This window comes from Streptococcus sp. 116-D4, from assembly GCF_009731465.1.
GTDB classification, from domain to species: Bacteria; Bacillota; Bacilli; order Lactobacillales; family Streptococcaceae; genus Streptococcus; species Streptococcus pseudopneumoniae_E.
This window is the reverse complement of the sequence record NZ_AP021887.1, coordinates 1,701,015-1,720,185: the sequence shown is the minus strand read 5'-3', so window position 1 is coordinate 1,720,185 and position 19,171 is coordinate 1,701,015. Positions and strand designations below refer to the sequence as shown.

The 19,171-nt window shown below is 42.7% G+C and carries 7 protein-coding genes; all 7 read left to right on the top strand.

Going from position 1 to position 19,171, the window contains the following annotated elements:
* The first annotated feature begins 168 nt into the window (after positions 1-168).
* Complete coding sequence (gene rpoB, locus UKS_RS08555; protein WP_049495579.1) at positions 169-3,774, top strand: DNA-directed RNA polymerase subunit beta; 3,606 nt, start codon at positions 169-171, stop codon at positions 3,772-3,774.
* A gap of 38 nt (positions 3,775-3,812) precedes the next feature.
* The gene (gene rpoC, locus UKS_RS08550) at positions 3,813-7,508 is read left to right on the top strand and encodes a DNA-directed RNA polymerase subunit beta' (protein WP_173020481.1); all 3,696 of its coding nucleotides are present in this window, start codon (positions 3,813-3,815) and stop codon (positions 7,506-7,508) included.
* Positions 7,509-7,757: 249 nt separating this feature from the next.
* The gene (locus UKS_RS08545) at positions 7,758-16,547 is read left to right on the top strand and encodes a CshA/CshB family fibrillar adhesin-related protein (protein ID WP_156012734.1); all 8,790 of its coding nucleotides are present in this window, start codon (positions 7,758-7,760) and stop codon (positions 16,545-16,547) included.
* 220 nt (positions 16,548-16,767) lie between these two features.
* Positions 16,768-17,190 (top strand): nucleoside-diphosphate kinase, encoded by a 423-nt coding sequence (gene ndk / locus UKS_RS08540; protein WP_049496208.1) that lies wholly within the window; start codon positions 16,768-16,770, stop codon positions 17,188-17,190.
* Between the two features lie 130 nt (positions 17,191-17,320).
* Positions 17,321-17,953: a competence protein gene (locus UKS_RS08535; RefSeq protein ID WP_232049741.1), complete on the top strand. Its 633-nt coding sequence runs from the start codon at positions 17,321-17,323 to the stop codon at positions 17,951-17,953.
* A gap of 264 nt (positions 17,954-18,217) precedes the next feature.
* Complete coding sequence (gene tsaE / locus UKS_RS08530; protein WP_156012732.1) at positions 18,218-18,661, top strand: tRNA (adenosine(37)-N6)-threonylcarbamoyltransferase complex ATPase subunit type 1 TsaE; 444 nt, start codon at positions 18,218-18,220, stop codon at positions 18,659-18,661.
* Positions 18,651-19,169, top strand: a complete 519-nt coding sequence (locus UKS_RS08525; RefSeq protein WP_049496202.1) for a GNAT family N-acetyltransferase — start codon at positions 18,651-18,653, stop codon at positions 19,167-19,169. Before tsaE ends, UKS_RS08525 begins: the two co-directional genes overlap by 11 nt.
* The last annotated feature ends 2 nt before the right edge of the window (positions 19,170-19,171 follow it).

The window sequence follows — 19,171 nt, the reverse complement described above, 5'->3', positions numbered from 1 at the left end:
GCTGCTCTTTTTGTGCTTTTTTTCAGGTTTTCTAGTGTTTGTAACAAAGACTTAAAGATTCTGAAAATTAGTTAAAGGGGATAAAGTGATAGAAGGTTTACAACCTTTTGACGATAATCAAAGGCCTAGATGACTAGGCTTGAAACTTTATTTTAAAGGAGAATCATCTTGGCAGGACATGACGTTCAATACGGGAAACATCGTACCCGTCGTAGTTTTTCAAGAATCAAAGAAGTTCTTGACTTACCAAATTTGATTGAAATTCAAACTGATTCATTCAAAGATTTCCTAGACTATGGTCTCAAGGAAGTATTTGAAGATGTATTGCCAATTTCAAACTTCACAGACACAATGGAGTTGGAGTTTGTAGGCTATGAAATCAAAGAACCAAAATATACGCTTGAAGAAGCTCGTATCCACGATGCCAGCTATTCAGCACCTATCTTTGTAACCTTCCGCTTGATTAACAAAGAAACTGGCGAAATCAAGACTCAAGAAGTTTTCTTTGGTGATTTCCCAATCATGACTGAGATGGGTACTTTCATCATCAACGGTGGTGAACGTATTATCGTATCACAGTTGGTACGTTCACCAGGTGTTTACTTTAATGACAAGGTAGACAAAAATGGTAAAGTGGGCTACGGTTCAACTGTTATTCCTAACCGTGGAGCTTGGTTGGAACTTGAAAGCGACTCAAAAGATATCGCCTATACTCGTATCGACCGTACTCGTAAGATTCCATTTACGACCTTGGTTCGTGCGCTTGGTTTCTCAGGCGATGATGAAATCTTTGATATCTTTGGTGACAGCGATCTTGTTCGTAACACTGTTGAAAAAGATATTCACAAGAACCCAATGGACTCTCGTACAGACGAAGCATTGAAGGAAATCTATGAACGCCTTCGTCCAGGTGAGCCTAAGACTGCTGAAAGCTCACGTAGCTTGCTAGTGGCTCGTTTCTTTGACCCACGTCGTTATGACTTGGCTGCAGTTGGTCGTTACAAAATCAATAAAAAACTCAATGTTAAAACACGTTTGCTCAACCAAACCATTGCGGAGCCATTGGTAGACCCTGAAACAGGTGAAATCTTGGTGGAAGCTGGGACAGTTATGACTCGCAGCGTTATTGAAAGTATTGAAAGTCATTTGGATGGCGATTTGAACAAGATTGTCTACATTCCAAATGATGCAGCGGTTGTGACTGAGCCAGTTGTTCTTCAAAAATTCAAGGTTGTTGCACCAACTGATCCAGACCGTGTTGTAACTATTATCGGTAATGCCAATCCAGATGACAAAGTTCGTATCGTCACTCCTGCAGACATCCTTGCTGAAATGAGCTACTTCCTCAACTTGGCTGAAGGACTTGGCCGTGTGGATGATATCGACCATCTTGGAAACCGTCGTATCCGTGCTGTTGGTGAATTACTTGCCAACCAAGTACGTCTTGGACTTTCTCGTATGGAACGTAATGTCCGTGAACGTATGTCTGTTCAGGACAACGAAGTCTTGACACCACAACAAATCATCAACATCCGTCCTGTAACAGCTGCGGTTAAGGAATTCTTTGGTTCATCACAGTTGTCACAGTTCATGGACCAACACAACCCGCTTTCTGAGTTGTCACACAAACGCCGTTTGTCAGCCTTAGGGCCTGGTGGTTTGACTCGTGACCGTGCTGGATATGAAGTGCGTGACGTGCACTACACTCACTATGGTCGTATGTGTCCAATCGAGACACCCGAAGGACCTAACATCGGTTTGATCAATAACTTGTCATCTTACGGACACTTGAACAAATATGGTTTTGTTCAAACACCATACCGTAAGGTTGACCGTGAAACAGGTGTTGTCACGAACGAAATCGTTTGGTTGACAGCCGATGAAGAAGATGAATTTACTGTAGCACAGGCTAATTCTCGTCTGAATGAAGATGGAACATTTGCTGAGAAAGTTGTCATGGGACGTCACCAAGGGGTCAACCAAGAGTATCCAGCTAATGTTGTTGACTACATGGACGTATCACCAAAACAGGTAGTTGCCGTTGCGACAGCATGTATTCCTTTCTTGGAAAACGATGACTCCAACCGTGCCCTCATGGGAGCCAACATGCAACGTCAGGCTGTACCATTGATTAATCCTAAAGCACCTTACGTTGGTACTGGTATGGAATACCAGGCAGCCCATGACTCAGGAGCTGCAGTGATTGCACAACATGGTGGTAAGGTTACTTATGCCGATGCTGATAAGGTGGAAGTTCGCCGTGAAGATGGTTCCCTTGATGTTTACCACATCCAAAAATTCCGTCGTTCAAACTCAGGTACTGCTTACAACCAACGTACGCTTGTAAAAGTTGGCGATGTCGTTGAAAAAGGCGATTTCATCGCTGATGGACCTTCTATGGAAAATGGAGAAATGGCGCTTGGACAAAACCCAATCGTTGCCTACATGACATGGGAAGGTTACAACTTCGAGGATGCCGTTATCATGAGCGAACGCTTGGTGAAGGATGATGTCTACACATCTGTCCACCTTGAAGAATACGAATCAGAAACACGCGATACAAAGCTTGGGCCTGAAGAAATCACTCGTGAAATTCCAAACGTTGGGGAAGACGCTCTTAAAGACCTTGACGAAATGGGTATTATCCGTATCGGTGCTGAGGTTAAAGAAGGCGATATCCTTGTAGGTAAAGTAACACCTAAGGGTGAGAAAGACCTTTCAGCTGAAGAACGTCTCTTGCACGCTATCTTCGGAGACAAATCTCGTGAGGTGCGTGATACTTCTCTTCGTGTACCCCACGGTGCCGATGGTGTCGTTCGTGATGTTAAGATCTTTACACGTGCAAATGGAGATGAATTGCAATCAGGTGTTAATATGCTGGTTCGCGTCTACATCGCTCAAAAACGCAAGATCAAGGTCGGAGACAAGATGGCCGGGCGTCACGGAAACAAAGGGGTTGTCTCTCGTATCGTTCCTGTAGAAGACATGCCTTACCTTCCAGATGGAACTCCAGTCGATATCATGTTGAACCCACTTGGGGTGCCATCACGTATGAATATCGGTCAAGTTATGGAGCTTCACCTTGGTATGGCAGCTCGTACTCTTGGTATCCACATCGCAACACCAGTCTTTGACGGAGCAAGTTCTGAAGACCTTTGGGACACTGTCAAAGAAGCAGGTATGGATAGCGATGCTAAGACGATCCTTTACGATGGACGTACAGGTGAAGCATTTGATAACCGTGTTTCTGTCGGAGTCATGTACATGATCAAACTCCACCACATGGTTGATGATAAATTGCACGCGCGTTCAGTCGGACCATACTCAACCGTTACGCAACAACCGCTCGGAGGTAAAGCTCAGTTTGGTGGACAACGTTTCGGTGAGATGGAGGTTTGGGCTCTTGAAGCTTACGGTGCATCAAATGTCCTTCAAGAAATCTTGACTTACAAGTCTGACGATATCAACGGACGTTTGAAAGCCTATGAAGCTATTACAAAAGGAAAACCAATTCCAAAACCAGGTGTTCCAGAATCCTTCCGAGTTCTTGTTAAAGAATTGCAATCACTTGGTCTTGACATGCGTGTCCTTGACGAAGATGACCAAGAAGTGGAACTTCGCGACATGGATGAAGGAATGGACGAAGATGTCATCCACGTAGATGACCTTGAAAAAGCACGTAAAAAAGCTGCTGAAGAAGCAAAAGCTGCTTTTGAAGCTGAAGAAGCTGAAAAAGCAACAAAAGCAGAAGCAACAGAAGAAGCTACTGAATAAGAACAAGTAGCTCACTTAGAATAGAAAGGGAAGAAATAGTGGTTGACGTAAATCGTTTTAAAAGTATGCAAATCACACTAGCTTCTCCAAGCAAAGTCCGTTCATGGTCTTATGGAGAAGTCAAAAAACCTGAAACAATCAATTACCGTACGTTGAAACCAGAACGTGAAGGACTATTTGACGAAGTCATCTTTGGTCCTACAAAAGATTGGGAATGTGCTTGTGGTAAGTACAAACGCATTCGTTACAGAGGGATTGTTTGTGACCGTTGTGGTGTTGAAGTAACGCGTACAAAAGTTCGTCGTGAACGTATGGGACACATTGAGTTGAAAGCTCCTGTATCTCATATCTGGTATTTCAAGGGGATTCCAAGCCGTATGGGCTTGACCCTTGATATGAGTCCTCGTGCACTTGAGGAAGTTATCTACTTTGCCGCTTATGTGGTGATTGATCCGAAGGATACACCACTTGAGCACAAATCAATCATGACAGAGCGCGAATACCGTGAGCGCTTGCGTGAATATGGCTACGGATCATTCGTTGCTAAAATGGGTGCCGAAGCTATCCAAGATCTCTTGAAACAAGTAGATCTTGAAAAAGAAATTGCTGAACTCAAAGAAGAGTTGAAAACAGCAACTGGACAAAAACGTATCAAAGCTATCCGTCGTTTGGATGTTTTGGATGCCTTTTACAAGTCTGGGAACAAACCTGAATGGATGATTCTTAACATCCTTCCGGTCATTCCACCAGATCTTCGTCCAATGTTGCAGTTGGATGGTGGCCGTTTTGCCTCATCTGACTTGAATGACCTATACCGTCGTGTTATCAACCGTAACAACCGTTTGGCTCGTTTGCTTGAGTTGAATGCACCAGGTATCATCGTTCAAAATGAGAAGCGTATGCTTCAAGAAGCGGTTGACGCTTTGATTGACAATGGTCGTCGTGGTCGTCCAATCACAGGACCAGGTAGCCGTCCTCTTAAATCATTGAGCCACATGCTCAAAGGTAAACAAGGACGCTTCCGTCAAAACTTGCTCGGTAAACGTGTTGACTTCTCAGGACGTTCCGTTATCGCCGTTGGTCCAACTCTTAAGATGTACCAATGTGGTGTGCCACGTGAAATGGCGATCGAGCTCTTTAAACCATTTGTGATGCGTGAAATCGTAGCGCGTGATATCGTGCAAAACGTTAAAGCCGCTAAACGCTTGGTGGAACGTGGAGATGAGCGTATCTGGGATATTCTCGAAGAAGTGATCAAAGAACACCCAGTGCTTTTGAACCGCGCACCGACCCTTCACCGTTTGGGTATTCAAGCCTTTGAACCTGTTTTGATTGACGGTAAAGCCCTTCGCTTGCACCCGCTTGTCTGTGAAGCCTACAATGCCGACTTTGACGGTGACCAAATGGCCATCCACGTACCGCTTTCAGAAGAAGCCCAAGCAGAAGCTCGTATCTTGATGTTGGCTGCTGAGCACATCTTGAACCCGAAAGATGGTAAACCAGTTGTTACTCCATCTCAGGACATGGTTTTGGGTAACTACTACTTGACCATGGAAGAAGCTGGTCGTGAAGGTGAAGGAATGGTCTTCAAAGACCGTGACGAAGCTGTTATGGCTTACCGCAATGGCTATGTTCACCTCCACTCACGTGTTGGTATCGCAACAGATAGCCTTAACAAACCATGGACAGAAGAGCAAAAACACAAAATCTTGCTTACAACTGTTGGTAAAATCCTCTTCAACGATATCATGCCAGAAGGACTACCTTACTTGCAAGAGCCAACAAACGCTAACTTGACAGAAGGTGTTCCGGCTAAGTACTTCTTGCCATTAGGTGGAAATATCAAGGAAGCTATTGAAGGACTTGAAATCAACCCACCATTCAAGAAGAAAAACCTTGGAAATATCATCGCTGAAATCTTCAAACGTTTCCGTACGACAGAAACATCTGCCCTACTTGACCGTATGAAGAACCTCGGTTACCACCATTCAACTCTTGCAGGATTGACAGTGGGTATTGCCGATATTCCAGTCGTTGAAGACAAGGCTGAAATCATCGAAGAATCACATAAACGTGTAGAACAAATTACTAAACAATTCCGTCGTGGTATGATCACAGACGACGAGCGTTACAATGCCGTTACGGCTGAATGGCGTGCTGCCCGTGAAAAATTGGAGAAACGTTTGATTGCCAACCAAGATCCAAAGAATCCAATCGTTATGATGATGGACTCTGGAGCCCGTGGTAACATCTCAAACTTCTCACAGCTTGCCGGTATGCGTGGTCTGATGGCTGCTCCGAACGGACGTATCATGGAATTGCCAATCCTTTCAAACTTCCGCGAAGGTTTGTCAGTACTCGAAATGTTCTTCTCAACTCACGGTGCTCGTAAAGGTATGACCGATACGGCCCTTAAGACAGCCGACTCAGGTTACTTGACTCGTCGTTTGGTTGACGTTGCCCAAGATGTTATCATCCGTGAGGACGACTGTGGAACAGATCGTGGACTCTTGATCCGCTCTATCGCAGAAGGAAAAGAGATGATCGAGACTCTTGAAGAGCGTCTCAGTGGTCGTTACACTAAGAAAACTGTTAAACATCCAGAAACTGGTGCAGTTATCATTGGTCCAAATGAATTGATCACAGAAGACAAGGCGCGTGAAATCGTCAATGCTGGTGTGGAAGAAGTGACTATCCGCTCTGTATTTACATGTAACACTCGTCATGGTGTCTGCCGTCACTGTTATGGTATCAACTTGGCGACGGGTGATGCGGTTGAAGTTGGTGAAGCAGTTGGAACCATCGCTGCCCAATCTATCGGGGAACCTGGTACACAGCTTACAATGCGTACCTTCCACACGGGTGGGGTTGCCTCAAATACCGATATCACTCAGGGTCTTCCTCGTGTCCAAGAAATCTTTGAAGCCCGCAATCCTAAAGGGGAAGCGGTCATCACAGAAGTCAAAGGACAAGTTACTGCTATCGAAGAAGATGCTTCAACTCGTACTAAGAAAGTCTTCGTTAAAGGTGAAACTGGAGAAGGCGAATACGTGGTACCATTTACAGCACGTATGCGTGTTGAAGTTGGGGACCAAATCTCTCGTGGTGCAGCTTTGACAGAAGGTTCAATCCAACCAAAACGTCTCCTTGCTGTACGTGATGTCTTGTCAGTTGAAACTTACCTCCTCGGTGAAGTACAAAAAGTTTACCGTAGCCAAGGGGTAGAAATCGGTGACAAACACATCGAGGTAATGGTTCGTCAAATGATTCGTAAGGTTCGTGTCATGGATCCAGGAGACACAGAGCTTCTCATGGGAACTCTTATGGATATCAATGACTTTACAGATGCTAACAAGGATGTTCTTATTGCAGGTGGAGTACCAGCGACAGGTCGTCCAGTCCTTATGGGAATTACCAAGGCCTCACTTGAAACAAATAGTTTCTTGTCAGCGGCTTCCTTCCAGGAAACAACTCGTGTCCTTACAGACGCAGCTATCCGTGGTAAGAAAGACCATCTCCTTGGACTTAAGGAAAATGTTATCATCGGTAAGATCATCCCAGCTGGTACAGGTATGTTACGTTACCGTAACCTTGAACCACAAGCCATCAACGAAGAAGAATACCTTAATCCTCCAGTAGAGGAAGAAGGAAATGAAGAAACAACAGAAGTGGTTGTGGATACTGCCGTTGAAGCTGTGGAAGAAGTCGTTGAAACTGTTGAAACAAGCGAATAAATCTATTAACTCTAAAGGAGGGGACTTCTCCTCTTTTGGCGTGTTATAGATATGAAAATCATAATGATCATTTTCTTTAAAATAGAAAAACTGGAATTAGGTCAACTAGTCTCATTAAAAAATAATCAAATAACTTTTCATTTATGCTTTGAAGTGTTAAAATAATATGATGTGTGTCTATGTCTAGATAACAAGGCATTGCATAAATTATAAATTAAACTATATTCCCAAAGAAGGATGGAGGAAATCATGAAAAATGATCTATTTAACGACCGAATTAGTCGATTTTCGATTCGTAAACTTCATGTAGGGGTTTGCTCGGTTTTACTCGGAACGTTAGTAATGTTCGGAACGACCACAGGTGTCGGAGCTGATGAAGTAACTGAAACAAAACAAGCTGATAGTGTCGCAGCTAAAACGGAAGATGAAAAAGCTAAAACACCTGCTACGACTGAAGCAACACCTGCAAAAGAAGTGAAAGAAGCACCTGCTAAAGAAGTAACTTACCAAGCAGAAGCAGCACCTGCAGTTTCTACTGAAGTAAAACCTGAGCTAAATAGTGAAAAATTGGTAGCTTACGTTGCTGAAATTGAGGCAAACTTAGCAAACAACAAATACAACAACAAGACAGATGAGAGTGTAGAAATTCTCAAAGCAAGTCTTACTAATGCTAAAAACGCACTTACTTCTGCTACAAGCCAAACTGAATTGGATGCAGCTTACCAATCACTTGTTACAACTGTTAATGCGAAACTAAAAAACAAGGAAGCAGCTAAAGTAGAAAAAACTGTAGCTGAAACTCCTGCAACAACAGAAGCAACTACAGCAAAACCTGCAGAAAACACAAAACCAGCTGAAGGCACAAACGCAATCGCAAATACAGGGGAAAACGACCCTCGTAATGGTAAAGAGATTGACAAAAATACGGCCTTCCGCGCAGATACAGCAACTACTACTGGAGTTGGGGCAGATGTTGTAGACGCCACTTCAACTCCAAAAGTTGAAAAACCTGGCTTTACAAAAGATGTTGATGTTAAATCTATGACTAGCCAAATTTCTTGGTTAGACTTTGGCGACACAGCCAACTGGACAGGTGCAACGATTACATCAAAAGGTAACCTTGCTCTCCAAGTCGGCGCGACCTACACTAAAGAAATCATGCCTGGCTATGTGGTGACTATCAAAGTCAAGTCTTTGAAACCCTTCCAAGCGACTGAAATCTACAAAAAGCGTTTAGAAGATAGAGGAGCAACAGAAGCAGAAAAAGCAACCTATGATCCAAATGCTAAGAACGGATATATGGGAACAACTGGTAATTCTGCAACTGACAAAGCATTTAAAAATGGTGAAGAAGCTAAAATTATAGCAGAAGCTCAAAATGGTTGGACAGAAATTAAAAAAGAAGGTGTTGATACTGGCACTAAAAAAACAACCATCAGTTCCGAGTTTGACGGCGGAAATATTGGGGTCCAGTTTGAAGTCTCCGCAACCTTCCGTGGCAAGAAAGTTAAGCCAGCTATTGTCATGGCTGATGGCGAGTCTGCTAACCCTGGTGAATTGGTTATGTTCACTACCAACGGAGAAGGTTGGCAGCACATTGGGGAATGGTCCAATGGCAAGAGTAAAACTTATATTCCACAAGATACAGACAATTTATTTGGTCCAAAGCCTTCCACTAATATAGATGGTACGAGTTTCACTGGTAGGAACCTTGACCAACTTAGACATTCAAATCAAGTGGGACCAGATAAAAAAGCAGTTGCTTGGAAGTACTTTGGAAGTGCTGATTTAACAACTGGGGGTCTCGGAACAGGAGTGTTCGGACCAAATATTTCTTCAGGTCCTGTTGCTGTTCCCCTTGTGATGACGCGTGGGGCATCTGAAGTGGGACTTTACATCGCTTCAGGTGGTAAACAATCAGCCATGCTAGGATTCTTCCCGCTTGATGAAGGGGATGCACCAGCATCTTATGGTAAGGCAGTCCATACCATTGCAACTGTAAACGGCGTTACGGGAGCTAAGGTAAATCAACCGTATCTTGGTAGCGTTAGTCCAGATATGGATGAAAATACTACTCTTGACTGGTTTGGTGATGATAAGGCAACTACGGCCGATGAAGGAATTAACCAATTGCTTCCAGATGAACTCAAAGGGACAACCAATGAGATGATCAAAATGGACCGGACAAAACCAGGAAACTACAAGCTATCAGTTCAAGCCCATACAGATGGAGCTTCAGAAGCTTATATCTACGGTTGGATCGATTTTAACCAAAATGGTACCTTTGACGAAGATGAGCGCTCTGAGCTTGCAAAAGTGACCCAAGATGGTACAGTTGAGTTGACCTTCGCAAAAAGCAAGACTTATGTCGACCCTAGCATCAAGGAATTAGGTGCTCGTGTCCGTATTGCCAAGAAAGCTACCGAGATTGAGAACCCAACTGGTATGGCCTTTTCAGGGGAAGTAGAAGACTTCAAGACTCAAATCACCCACCCACCAAAAGGGGAACTCAAGGAGACAACTGGTGCTCAAGGTGCCAAACAAACAGCAACAGTAGCCTTTACAGCACGTGGAGAGCACAAGTATGAACGCAACTCAACTGCTATTATCGACGAAACTGTAGCACCATACATCGTAGATGCAAACGGCAACAAGGCTACTTTGAATGCAGAGGGCTACTACGTTGTACCAGGCCAAGGGAAATACAAAATTACTCCTAACGGAACTTCAGTAGATGTTGAGTTCATTCCTGAAGACCATTTCCTTGGAACTGCGGATGGTATCTCAATCCGTCGTTCAGATAACAATGGCTATGACACTGGTTGGTCGACAAAATTCCCAGACAAAGAAGCCAATGTTGATACTTTATTAAACACAATGGATGGACTTTACATCCCAACCGTTACTCCAAAGGATATGGAAGGTGAAAGTAAAACTTCAACAGATGTTCAAGGAGCTACACAAACCGGGACACCAACATTTACTGTAGTTGGAACAAAGGCGGACGAAAGCAAGATTACCGTTACTCCAAGTGCGATATATCCTGCTAAGTTGGTAGACCCAGCAACTGGTCAACCAACAAATGCGCTTTCTATTACGGTAGCAGGAGAAGGAACTTACACTATCAAAGATACGACTGGTCAAGTGACCTTCGTTCCAGAACCTGGTTTTACAGGCACTGCGAATGGCGTGACAGTGACATTGTCTGCTCCTGTTGGTCGTGATAAGGATGGCCTAGTTCGTGATGAGTACGTTAAGACAGCGACAGCTAAGTATACACCAACTGTCACACCGATTACAGTTACTCCTACAGATAAAGTTTCTGCAGATGTTCAAAATGTTCCGCAAACACAAACACCAACTTTCGATTTGAGTAATGACAAGACCACTCAAATCACAAGCAAGAAATTAGTGGATCCAACGACAGGTCAACCGACTGATGATGCAATTGTAACAGTAGCAGGAGAAGGCTCTTACACCATTGATCCAACTACAGGAGCTGTAACCTTCACTCCTGAAAAAGACTTTGTCGGAACTGCTAAGGGTGTTAAGGTTCAAGCAACTGCAACTGTGACAAATGCTAAAGGTGCAACTTCAACTATTACTTCTGAAGCAAGCTACACTCCAACTGTTGTAGCAGCTGTACCAACAGCACAACCAGCTACATCTAAGGATATTCAAGGCGCTACGCAAACAGGTACCCCAACCTTTGCAGGCACAACTGTTCAAGTCAACGATCAAGATAAGGCTATTACCATAAAAGACAATAGCTATAAACTCTTGGATAAAGATGGCAACGAAGTGAACGGGACAACACCAGCCTATGCGGGAGATGGTACAACTGTTATCGGTAACTTCTCAATCGACCCAGCAACTGGCCAAGTTACTTTCACACCAACTGATAAATCTTATACAGGTAAAGTAACACCAGTTAAAGTTCAAGCTGAAAGCTCAAACGGAATCAAAGTTGATACAACCTACACACCTGAAATTGTTCCAGTAACCCCAACAGCAACACCAGCTGAAACCACTGATATTCAGGGTGCTACACAAACTGGTAAACCTGAATTCAAGGGTGGAACAGTAACAGTAGATGGCGTTGAGAAAACTGTTGAAATTAACGAAGATGTTCCAGCAACATTTGACGATGGTTCAGTAACTAAAACAGTTGAAGGCGTTGGTACCTACACAGTAGCAGCAGACGGTACAGTAACCTTTGTACCAGAAAAATCATTCGTCGGAACTGCACCAGCCGTGACAGTTGTCCGCGAGGATAAGAACGGAACCAAGGCATCAGCGACGTACACTCCAAAAGTTACGCCAGTTAAGCCAACAGCAACACCAGCTGAAACATCAGGCGTTCAAGGTGCTACTCAAACAGGTAAACCTGAATTCACTGCAGGAGACAGCCGTGTTCCAATGAACGATGCTGTTCCAGCAACCTTTGACGATGATTCAACAACGAAGACAGTAGAAGGTGTTGGTACTTACACAGTAGCAGCTGATGGAACTGTAACTTTTGTTCCAGACCCAAGCTTTACTGGAACTGCACCAGCCGTAACCGTTGTTCGTGAAGATAAGAACGGAATAAAAGCTTCAGCAACTTACACACCAATTGTAAATCCAGTCACTCTTACTCCAACAAATAAAGTTTCTGAAGACATTCAAAATGTACCTCAAACAGAAACCCCTACATTTGCTTTGAGTGATGATGAGACTGCTCAAATTACAAGTAAGAAGTTGATTGACCCTGCAACAGGTCAACTGACAGACTCAACAACTGTAACAGTAGCAGGAGAAGGCTCTTACACCATTGATCCAACTACAGGAGCTGTAACCTTCACTCCTGAAAAAGACTTTGTCGGAACTGCTAAGGGTGTTAAGGTTCAAGCAACTGCAACTGTGACAAATGCTAAAGGTGCAACTTCAACTATTACTTCTGAAGCAAGCTACACTCCAACTGTTGTAGCAGCTGTACCAACAGCACAACCAGCTACATCTAAGGATATTCAAGGCGCTACGCAAACAGGTACCCCAACCTTTGCAGGCACAACTGTTCAAGTCAACGATCAAGATAAGGCTATTACCATAAAAGACAATAGCTATAAACTCTTGGATAAAGATGGCAACGAAGTGAACGGGACAACACCAGCCTATGCGGGAGATGGTACAACTGTTATCGGTAACTTCTCAATCGACCCAGCAACTGGCCAAGTTACTTTCACACCAACTGATAAATCTTATACAGGTAAAGTAACACCAGTTAAAGTTCAAGCTGAAAGCTCAAACGGAATCAAAGTTGATACAACCTACACACCTGAAATTGTTCCAGTAACCCCAACAGCGACACCAGCTGAAACCACTGATATTCAAGGTGCTACACAAACTGGTAAACCTGAATTCAAGGGTGGAACAGTAACAGTAGATGGCGTTGAGAAAACAGTAGACATCAATGAAGATGTTCCAGCAACATTTGACGATGGTTCAGTAACTAAAACAGTTGAAGGCGTTGGTACCTACACAGTAGCAGCAGACGGTACAGTAACCTTTGTTCCAGAAAAATCATTCGTCGGAACTGCACCTGCCGTGACAGTTGTCCGCGAAGATAAGAACGGAACCAAGGCATCAGCGACGTACACTCCAAAAGTTACGCCAGTTAAGCCAACAGCTGAAGATGTTACTTCAACTGACAAACAAGGTCAAACACAATCTGGCAAACCAACCTTCACACCAGGTAATGAAAACGTCCCAATGGATGATGATACACCTGCAACCTTTGAAGATGGATCAACAACTAAGGTAATTCCAGGTGAAGGAACATACAAAGTAGCACCAGATGGAACAGTTACATTCGTACCAGAAAAATCATTCACAGGAACAGGAACAGGCGTGACTGTTAAACGTGTAGATAAGAATGGTACACCAGTTACAGCTAAGTACACACCAACTGTAACACCAGTTACCCCAACAGCAACACCAGCTGAATCTACTGGTCCTCAAGGTGTGGTTCAAACTGGTACAGTAACCTTTACAGAAGGTGACCCAGTTGCACCAATTGACAAGGATACCATTACTCTTCTTGATGAAAATGGCCAACCAGCTGCATCTGTAGTAGCTAAATCACCAGAAGGTAAGGAAATTGGTACTTACACAGTTGATCAGACTACAGGTGTTGTCACCTTCACTCCAACTGATAAGTCTTACTCAGGTGAAGTGGTTCCAGTTAAGGTTAAAGCTAAAGATTCGAATGGAACAGCTGTAGAAACAACTTACACACCTAAGATTACACCAGTCGTACCAACTGCTGAACCAGCAACGTCTACAGATATCCAAGGTAAAGAACAGAAAGGTAAACCATCATTTACACCAGGTAACCCAGAAGTTCCAATGGATGATGATACACCTGCAACCTTTGAAGATGGATCAACTACGAAGACCATTACAGGCGAAGGAACATACACGGTTTCTCCAGACGGAACTGTTACATTCGTACCAGAAAAATCATTCACAGGAACAGGAACAGGCGTAACAGTTAAACGTGTAGATAAGAATGGAACACCAGTAACGGCTAAATACACTCCAACAGTGACACCAGTAACACCAGAAGGAACACCAGCTGAAACAACAGATATCCAAGGTAAAGAACAAAATGGTAAACCTGAATTCAAACCAGGAAACCCAGAAGTTCCAATGGATGATGAAGTGCCAGCAACCTTTGAAGATGGATCAACTACGAAGACCATTACAGGCGAAGGAACATACACGGTTTCTCCAGACGGAACTGTTACATTCGTACCAGAAAAATCATTCACAGGAACAGGAACAGGCGTAACAGTTAAACGTGTAGATAAGAATGGAACACCAGTAACGGCTAAATACACTCTAACAGTGACACCAGTAACACCAGAAGGAACACCAGCTGAAACAACAGATATCCAAGGTAAAGAACAAAATGGTAAACCTGAATTCAAATCAGGAAACCCAGAAGTTCCAATGGATGATGAAGTACCAGCAACCTTTGAAGATGGATCAACTACGAAGACCATTACAGGCGAAGGAACATACACGGTTTCTCCAGACGGAACTGTTACATTCGTACCAGAAAAATCATTCACAGGAACAGGAACAGGCGTAACAGTTAAACGTGTAGATAAGAATGGAACACCAGTAACGGCTAAATACACTCCAACAGTGACACCAGTAACACCAGAAGGAACACCAGCTGAAACAACAGATATCCAAGGTAAAGAACAAAATGGTAAACCTGAATTCAAATCAGGAAACCCAGAAGTTCCAATGGATGATGAAGTACCAGCAACCTTCGAAGATGGATCAACTACGAAGACCATTCCAGGTGAAGGAACATACACAGTAACTCCAGATGGAACAGTAACCTTCACACCAGAGAAAACATTCACAGGAACAGGAACAGGTGTAACTGTTAAACGTGTAGATAAGAATGGTACACCAGTTACAGCTAAGTACACACCGACTGTAACACCGGTAACACCAGAAGGAACACCAGCTGAAACAACAGATATCCAAGGTAAAGAACAAAATGGTAAACCTGAATTCAAATCAGGAAACCCAGAAGTTCCAATGGATGATGAAGTACCAGCAACCTTCGAAGATGGATCAACTACGAAGACCATTCCAGGTGAAGGAACATACACAGTAACTCCAGATGGAACAGTAACCTTCACACCAGAGAAAACATTCACAGGAACAGGAACAGGTGTAACTGTTAAACGTGTAGATAAGAATGGTACACCAGTTACAGCTAAGTACACACCGACTGTAACACCGGTAACACCAACAGCTGAAGATGTTAAATCAACTGACAAACAAGGTCAAACACAAACAGGTAAACCTAAGTTTACAGAAGGTAACCCAAGTGTACCAATGGATGACGATGTTCCAGCAACCTTTGAAGATGGATCAACAACTAAGGTAATCCCAGGTGAAGGAACATACACAGTAACTCCAGATGGAACAGTAACCTTCACACCAGAGAAAACATTCACAGGAACAGGAACAGGTGTAACTGTTAAACGTGTAGATAAGAATGGAACACCGGTAACAGCTAAATACACCCCAACAGTAACGCCAGTTTCTCCTACGGCAGAACCAGTAACTTCAATTGGAAATAAGGGTCAAACCCAAACAGGTAAACCAGTCTTCACAGAAGGTGATAACCGTGTTCCAATGAACGACAAGGTTCCAGCAACCTTTGAAGATGGATCAACAACTAAGACTATCCCAGGTGTTGGTACTTACACAGTAGCAGCAGACGGTACTGTAACCTTCACACCCGATCCAGAATTCACAGGAACTGCACCAGCAGTGACAGTGGTTCGTGAGGATGTGAATGGAACCAAAGCACAAGCTACTTACACACCAACTGTTCGTCCAATCACTAAATTTGTGGACAAAGAAGGTAAGGAAATCCCAGGATATCCAACAGAAGTTGGCGAAAATCCTAAGAAAGATATCCCAGGCTACCGCTTCGTAGAGACTAAGAAACTTCCGAATGGCGATGTAGAACATGTCTACGAAAAAGTAACAACACCAGCTCCAACACCTTCACCTATTCCTCAACCAAATCCAGGTAAGCAAAATACAACTACTTGGACTGATGAGAATGGAAATCCATTGAAACCATCTGAACCAGGTTCTAAAGAGCCAGGAACAATTCCAGGTTACGAATATGTGAAGACTGTGACAGATCCAAATGGAAATATCAGACATATCTTCCGTAAAGTTGAGATGCCAACTCCAACACCGGTTGAACCGACTCAACCAACACAGCCGGTAGAGCCAGCAACTCCAGCAATGCCTGAACAGCCAGCTAAACCAGAAGTACCAACAACTCCAGCACAACCAGTAAGAGAAGCACAAGCCGCAGTATCTAAAGAAACTGAAGCTAAACGCGAATTGCCAAATACTGGTACAGAAGACAACGCTAGCCTAGCAGCGCTTGGACTTCTTGGTGTATTGAGTGGATTTGGTCTTGTAGCTCGCAAGAAGAAAGAAGACTAATCTTTCTAATTAATATGATTTGTTTGCAATGACATATCAGCTTAAAACTGATGAATCGAAATGATTCATCAGTTTTTTAGTCTCTTTGTCAACTGTAGTGGGTTGAAAAAAAGAGAATGAGAGAGCCTTAGGGTTCTCTCATTCTCTTTTCTGAAAATTTTCTCCATTTTTCCATGGAATGTGGTAAAATAAAAGAAAGAAGCTGACAAAGGAGACAGGTATGGAACAGACATTTTTTATCATTAAACCAGACGGTGTAAAAAGAGGGCTAGTGGGTGAAGTATTGAAACGCATTGAACAACGTGGATTTACAATCGAAAAATTGGAGTTGCGCACAAAGGTTTCAGAAGAGTTAATTGATCAGCACTATCAGGACTTGGTTGGTCAAAGTTTTTACCCACCGATTCGTGAATTTATGACTTCGGGACCGGTTCTTGTGGGTATCATTTCTGGTCCTAAAGTAATCGAAACTTGGCGAACCATGATGGGTGCAACTCGTCCAGAAGAAGCTTTACCAGGAACGATTCGAGGTGATTTTGCAAAAGCTGCTGGAGAAAACCAAGCTATTCAAAATGTTGTACATGGTTCAGATTCAGAAGAGTCAGCTAAGCGAGAAATTGCTCTTTGGTTTGACGGAAAATAGTGAAAGTTTGATGTAAGGATTACTTGCATCAAATTTTTTTGCATTTTAGAGTAGAAAACTGACAGTTGAGAAATATTCTAGCAATGGTGAGAATTTCTAGCCTATAATAAGGGTAAGTAAGGGAGGAAGAATGATGGAAAAAATGAAAAAGCAAATTCGTGTTTTGTTATTACTGACAGTTTTTGGTCTTAGTAGCTGTTCTTGTTTAAGTTTATCGACTTGGGCCTTGATGTTAAATCAAAACTGCTTCTATTATTTAGTTGGCATGTTGCTCCTTGCCAGTATTGGTGCAGGACTAAACTACTATAGTGGACAGCGAAATCAATCTTATTCAGTTTTTAAGGAAGAAAAGCAACAATTCTTGTATAGTCTGTTGCTCCTAGTAAATATTTTGGGTTTAGCTTTAATTGTTATAGAACATATCCTTGCAGGAAATACATCCGTAGAAGGAGGTGTGGAAGTCTTTCTACCGAGCTTCTTTTTCTTATTTGGTATTGATTTGTTAGTTTTTCTGCCGATTCAGAAGTATGTAAATGGAGTGAAAAAGTTTTTAGGTAAGAAAGAGATGTGTTTTATTAGTGGACTAGCTATTCTAATCTTTCTCAGAAATCCTTGGATGCTATTATCCATGACCTTTTATATCACCTTGGGAATGCTATTTCTAGGACTGTTGGTACCAAAAGTCATTCGCTGGGAAGTTTCGTTTTATAGCCATTTGATGAGAGATATCTTATTAGTTGTCTTCTTACTGTTTCTATTCTGAGAACAAAAGAAGAGATCGTTCAAGTTTTACAATTTATAGGTAAATTCCCAAACTAAGTTCCACTGGTTTTTCTAATGCTTGATTTCATCGCTTTTGTAGCTGAAAAGAATGAAAAAAAGAGAGCACAAAATCCCCTCATCTGAAAGGGTTTCAGATTAAGTTCCGCTATGGTGGAAGTTACTTTGAGAAGTTACCTTACAATTTATAATATGGAATTCACAGATAATATCTCGACAAAGAACAACTTTTTGGTATAATAGAAGTATGTACACTAAAAATGAAGAAGAGTTACAGTCCTCAGGTGAACGTTTGGGCTATTTATTAGAAAAGAATGATGTTTTAATTCTAACTGGGGAACTTGGAGCAGGCAAAACGACCTTCACAAAAGGTCTTGCTAAAGGATTACAGATTTCCCAGATGATTAAGAGTCCAACCTATACTATTGTGAGAGAGTATGAAGGTCGTCTTCCTCTTTACCACCTAGATGTTTACCGCATTGAGGGGGATGCTGATTCTATCGACTTGGATGAGTTTCTCTTTGGTGGTGGAGTGACTGTTATTGAGTGGGGCCATCTTTTAGGAGATGCTTTGCCAGATACTTATTTAGAATTGGAAATTCTAAAAGAAGGAGACGGTCGCAGATTACATTTCCAAGCAAAGGGTTTGCGTGCAGAAAAACTCTTGGAGGAGCTTCAACATGGAGTATGAATTGCTCATTAGAGAAGCAGAACCTGGTGATGCTGCTGAGTTAGTGACATTTTTAAATCGTGTCAGTTTAGAAACAGATTTTACCAGTCTGGACAGGGAAGGTATTCTGTTGACAGATACGGAGATGGAGTTGTTTTTGGATAAACAGGCCCGTTCAGAAAATCAAATCACTTTACTTGCCTTGCTGAATGATGAAATTGCTGGTCTTGTAAATATCACAGCCGATCAACGTAAGAGAGTTCGTCATATTGGAGATCTTTTTATTGTGGTTGGTAAGAAATATTGGAATAATGGACTGGGAAATTTGTTACTTGAAGAAGTCATAGAATGGGTACAAGCTAGTGGCATTCTTCGTAGGCTTCAACTCACTGTCCAAACTCGTAATCAAGCTGCAGTTTATCTATATCAAAAACATGGCTTTGTAATTGAAGGTAGACAAGAGCGCGGTGCATACATAGAAGAAGGGGAATTTGTCGATGTTTACCTGATGGGTAGACTGATAGATTAGTA

Excerpts from the sequence above, each read along its gene's own strand:
- UKS_RS08545 (WP_156012734.1), top strand. The coding sequence starts at position 7,758 with ATGAAAAATGATCTATTTAACGACCGAATTAGTCGATTTTCGATTCGT.
- UKS_RS08525 (WP_049496202.1), top strand. The coding sequence starts at position 18,651 with ATGGAGTATGAATTGCTCATTAGAGAAGCAGAACCTGGTGATGCTGCT.
- ndk (WP_049496208.1), top strand. The coding sequence starts at position 16,768 with ATGGAACAGACATTTTTTATCATTAAACCAGACGGTGTAAAAAGAGGG.
- UKS_RS08535 (WP_232049741.1), top strand. The coding sequence starts at position 17,321 with ATGATGGAAAAAATGAAAAAGCAAATTCGTGTTTTGTTATTACTGACA.
- tsaE (WP_156012732.1), top strand. The coding sequence starts at position 18,218 with ATGTACACTAAAAATGAAGAAGAGTTACAGTCCTCAGGTGAACGTTTG.